Raw genomic sequence first — 4491 nt, 5'->3', positions numbered from 1 at the left:
TGTTGGAGAAATCCTGCATCAGCAAGTCGTGTCGTAGAACAAAGAATCCCCGTGCGTTCACGCCGGGGAGTGTCAAGCAATTGAACAAGATATAGGGGGTAGGGATACTGGCGCTAAATCACCAAGAGGTTAGGGTGAGGCGGAAATCGGAAAGTTACTGATAATCTATCAGCAGTTGCTCATAGACATCACTGGCGATAATTTGATGAGTGGTGGTGGTGGGGTGTAGGATATCCCAGAATAAATACTGCTCTGGATTATCAGCAATGGTTCCTAATATAAATGATATACTACTGTCGGTAACGTTGGTTAATCCAAATTGTTCAGGATTGGCGATCGCATCCTCAAATAAACCACCCACATCAAATAAACTCACATTAGCACCAGGTAGGTTTTGATTTAATTGGTCTACAGCTTCCCGTAAACCTTGATTATGTTCTGCACTGAGGCGGTTCAGTTCCTCCGCATCAAAAGAATTAACTGGATCGACGGGATCTAGGGGGTTAAATCTCGCTACTGGTAATTCTCCTAATGGTGGTAAGTTTAACATCAGGAAATCCCGCGCCCCAAACTGATAGAGAGAAGTTACAGCTTCAGTTAAATTATTAACCGGAATAGTACCATCAGTCTGTCGTCCCGCTAAGTAATCATTAGCGCCAACCCAGAGGGTATATAAGGCATTAGGATTAGCTGTTTGACCCGATGCTAACAAAGGAGCAATAAAAGCCTGTAATTGATTTTCCAAACCCGGGAATAATCCCGGTTCTGTGGTATTTAAACCGCTAGTATTAGCCCCAAAAAAGGCAAAATTAATCCCCTCATTTGAGGGAGATTGTTCGCTAAAATTGACGGGATTTAAACTCAGTTTATCCCCCAAATAATCTACCCATAATAACCCATTAGAGGCGCGACCTTGAAAGTAGGGTAATCCTGCTAAAACTTGTCCTTCCGAGGCGATAAAAGCGTTTCCGGTATCGGATAAACTATCACCAAATATATAGATTTCCTCGAAGTGCAGAGCCTCGATAAAGTCATCAATGGTTAACGAATTAGCCGAGACATTATTGAGGGTGACTAAGGTTTCACCATTGAACTCAATTACAGTGGATGAATCCGATTGTTGAATGTCTAAATCTGAAAAGGTGGCTCCCCTAAACAAGCGCAATTTATCAATACCTGGTTTAAAGTCGGTAATTAGATCCTGATCCGCACTTGACTGGGATAGTATAAATTCATTAATTCCATCTCCACCAGTGAGGGTGTCTAAACCGCGATCGCCTGATAAAATGTTATTCCCAGAACCACCAATAATCAAATCATTACCCTGACCGCCATAGATGGTATCATTACCCGAATGACCGATGAGAGTATCATTACCCTGGTTTCCTAACAAAATGCGCCCTTCTGGGTCATCATTGATGATATAATCATCACCCTCCAAAAGAGCGATCGCCTCCGTCAGGGGAGAAGCGCTAAAACGAGTAAGCTGTTCCGGTGGTAACTCCGAGATAATGATCACATCGTCACCAAAAGTACCGAGACCCAGATCTAAGCGATTTTAGGTGATTATATCACAAATCATATTCCGTTCTTCTGATGTCAAATCTTACACAGTATAGCAGGATATTTTACCCTGGGGTTAATTTACGGGGTTTTTAAATATTCTTGATTTGCTAAATAATTTTCGATATTGATGATAATTTGTCGTAGATAAATTATCACTCTATTCTTAATGATAAAAAGTTCTCTAGCCGTGGTATCTCTGCCTATATCATTAAAGGATTTTAAACCATGTGCTAAATCATTTCTATGATTCTTTATAGACAATAAATCCTCACCATTTTGGGTTCTTCGAGGGGATACTTTACTAGAAAAACCATAAGTTTGGGCTACATCTTTGATTTTTTTAGCGTCTATATTTCCCGAAAAAACATCATCATTATTCCAAGTTTCAATGATAATATCCAGAGAGATTTTATCAATTTTATCTATAATTTTTTCAGGCGATCGCTTTTGGATATTCTTTAATATCACTATCTTCATCTCTCGTCTCAAAACATCAAAATTCACTTGATGAGTATCGAGGTAATCAAATATATATTCAATGGCTCTCCTCATAGTTCCCTCCACCAAATTATATAGCAATAAAAAACCATTGGCTTTGAGAGTTTTTTCGATATCAGTATTAAAATAAATTTGTTCATATTTATGAATCATTGTGCTGGCATTGATATCACCAATACAAAGTTTATAATTGTCTATCATCGTGGTTTTTTGCTCCAGTCGTTTAAGAAACATAAAGTATTGACTAACTTCTACAGACTGTTTATTAAAATATGCCCATAATGTACTATCCATAGATTAACCCAAAACCTGGTCACGAACATACTCAATTCGACGGCTAACTTTATTACCAGAACTACTAGCATCACTTTTAGTATACTCATTAAAATCTTGTGATTTCAAGAAGTCTGTAGACTTGGGAACTAAATCTTTTTGCTCACGCAAAGCCAAAGCCACACCTACACATATAGACTCAAATTTGATGCGAGTTATAGGTCTAATTTTATGTTTACCTGTTCGCAAACTCTCAGGAAAGTATGTTTCTATTACCGATAGCATTGACATAAATTCATAGCGCATACGCTCTAATTCTGCTGTGGGATTTTGATGTTGCTTTAATTGTTCATTTTTCTCCTTTAAGTAGTCGTCTAAAAAATCATGAATCTTTCCCGAAAAAGATTTATATTTTTCTAAAAAAGCAAAGAATCTCAAAACATACTCTTGAGGATCACGTTTCTTGATAGATGCTTCCGAAAAAGCACATAAGCTGATAAATTTTGGCTCCTTTGATAACTCTTCTATCAAGTTTAAAAATAATCCTGGCTGACTCCCTCTTCGTTTTTCCATTTGGTTAAGTTCAATGCTTCCTGAGTTAATCCGTTCAAACAAATCTCGGCGGACTTCTTCATCAGCATCTTCAGTTAATTTAATTAATCGAATAGTATTTCTAAGAAATCGTCGCTGACGAGATGGAGACAAATATCGAAAATGAAACCCGTTTAATGCGGTTAACTTTTGGAGTTCACAAAGTTTAAGTTGATTATGGATAAATCTAGCTAAGGTTCGTATTCTCTGGGTTCCATCTATAATTTCTAACCGTGAGTAATCTTGATCATCTTCTTCTTTGGAAACATCAGCGACGAAAATATAGGGAATTGGAAGACCCAGAAAAATCGATTCAATAAATTTGGACTGATGCTGCTCATCCCAAGCCATTTCTCTTTGGTAGTCAGGTATAAATATTTCGTTGGTGTCCTCATCAATTCCAGTTAAATATTTATCCACTAATACCTCAATGGGATATTCAAGGGTATTGTAGTCAATCCGCTTTTGGTTTTCCCTAATCTGATTTTCGGCTGACTCGACTTTGGCGGTATTAATAACTTCTGTATTCGACATATTGACAATTAAAATAGGTGTATCATCATGGTAGAGATAATCAATGATTAGCAACCAATGCCAGATTTTGGCACTGCGGGGTTAAACTGCCACTATGTTTATCAGTAATTTAGGACTGCCTGGAAATTTACCACATACTTTTTAAATTGTCAATGGATGTAGACTATATAGCTCGCCCGGCTATGCCTGGAAATATCTGGCTATATCAGATATTATTTAAGTGATAAATATCCCCATGGCTTGAGTGTTTTTTATAAGTCATGTAGGATAGCGATAAGTAAACCAACAGGTCAGAATTAAATATGTCGTTACACTCATATACAGTCAAATCAGAAAACCCGGAAAATCCCGAAGGTTTAATCATATTCCTGCATGGTTGGGGTGCGAATTGTGAGGATCTGACCTTTTTGGCTCCCATGTTGAGATTACCCAATTATTGGTTTGAGTTCCCAGAAGCTCCCTTTCCTCACCCACAAGTTCCGGGGGGTCGCGCTTGGTACGCCTTAGAAACTCAGGAATATGAGGGAATTGAGGAAAGCCGGGAAAAACTAATTGATTGGTTAAACGCGATCGCCCAAACTACTGGAATACCACCACAGCGCACGATTTTAGGCGGTTTTTCCCAGGGGGGAGCCATGACTTTTGATGTCGGACGGACAATGGGTTTGGCTGGTCTGATTGTACTCAGTGGCTACTTACACTTTAAACCAGAACCCCAACAGACCCCCCTACCGCCGATTTTAATGGCTCACGGTAAACAAGATATGGTCGTCCCCCTCGGAGCGGCTCACCAGGCGCGGGACAGTTTCCAGAAATTAGGGGCAACGGTGGAATATCATGAGTACAACATGGGTCACGAGATTTGTCCCGATATTTTGGGGTTAATACAAAGTTTTGTGATCAAAACCCTGCCTAACAACCATTAACCCTTTAATATAAAAGAGAGCATGATTTAATCTCAAATTAGGTTAACATTTTACGGCAATACGGTATAATACTAAGTATGGTGCGAGACCTTCGGGTATGAAA

4 protein-coding genes are annotated in these 4491 nt (G+C 38.9%); 1 reads left to right on the top strand and 3 read right to left on the bottom strand.

Features of this window, described 5'->3' with window-relative positions; translation table 11 throughout:
• Positions 1-154 precede the first annotated feature (154 nt).
• The 3 genes from ACTIE0_RS22945 to ACTIE0_RS22935 form a co-directional block, all read right to left on the bottom strand.
• Complete coding sequence (locus tag ACTIE0_RS22945; protein ID WP_233497861.1) at positions 155-1519, bottom strand: SGNH/GDSL hydrolase family protein; 1365 nt, start codon at positions 1517-1519, stop codon at positions 155-157.
• Between the two features lie 125 nt (positions 1520-1644).
• Positions 1645-2358 carry an MAE_28990/MAE_18760 family HEPN-like nuclease gene (locus ACTIE0_RS22940; RefSeq protein WP_006670814.1) on the bottom strand — a complete coding sequence of 238 codons (714 nt, stop codon included), beginning with the start codon at positions 2356-2358 and terminating at the stop codon, positions 1645-1647.
• Between the two features lie 3 nt (positions 2359-2361).
• Positions 2362-3462 carry a DUF262 domain-containing protein gene (locus ACTIE0_RS22935; protein ID WP_006670813.1) on the bottom strand — a complete coding sequence of 367 codons (1101 nt, stop codon included), beginning with the start codon at positions 3460-3462 and terminating at the stop codon, positions 2362-2364.
• Between the two features lie 302 nt (positions 3463-3764).
• On the opposite strand from ACTIE0_RS22935, the gene ACTIE0_RS22930 reads away from it, so the two are divergent.
• Entirely contained in the window at positions 3765-4388 is a 624-nt protein-coding gene (locus ACTIE0_RS22930) for an alpha/beta hydrolase (protein ID WP_006670812.1), read from the top strand.
• Positions 4389-4491: the final 103 nt, after the last annotated feature.

The sequence above is a fragment of the Limnospira sp. genome (assembly GCF_051859755.1).
GTDB lineage: Bacteria > Cyanobacteriota > Cyanobacteriia > Cyanobacteriales > Microcoleaceae > Limnospira > Limnospira fusiformis.
The sequence above is the reverse complement of the archived record's forward strand: the minus strand, read 5'-3'. Positions and strand labels throughout refer to the sequence as shown.

What these genes read in the sequence shown, in the direction of transcription:
- ACTIE0_RS22940 (WP_006670814.1), bottom strand. Translation starts at nt 2,358, where the DNA reads ATGGATAGTACATTATGGGCATATTTTAATAAACAGTCTGTAGAAGTT.
- ACTIE0_RS22935 (WP_006670813.1), bottom strand. Translation starts at nt 3,462, where the DNA reads ATGTCGAATACAGAAGTTATTAATACCGCCAAAGTCGAGTCAGCCGAA.
- ACTIE0_RS22930 (WP_006670812.1), top strand. Translation starts at nt 3,765, where the DNA reads ATGTCGTTACACTCATATACAGTCAAATCAGAAAACCCGGAAAATCCC.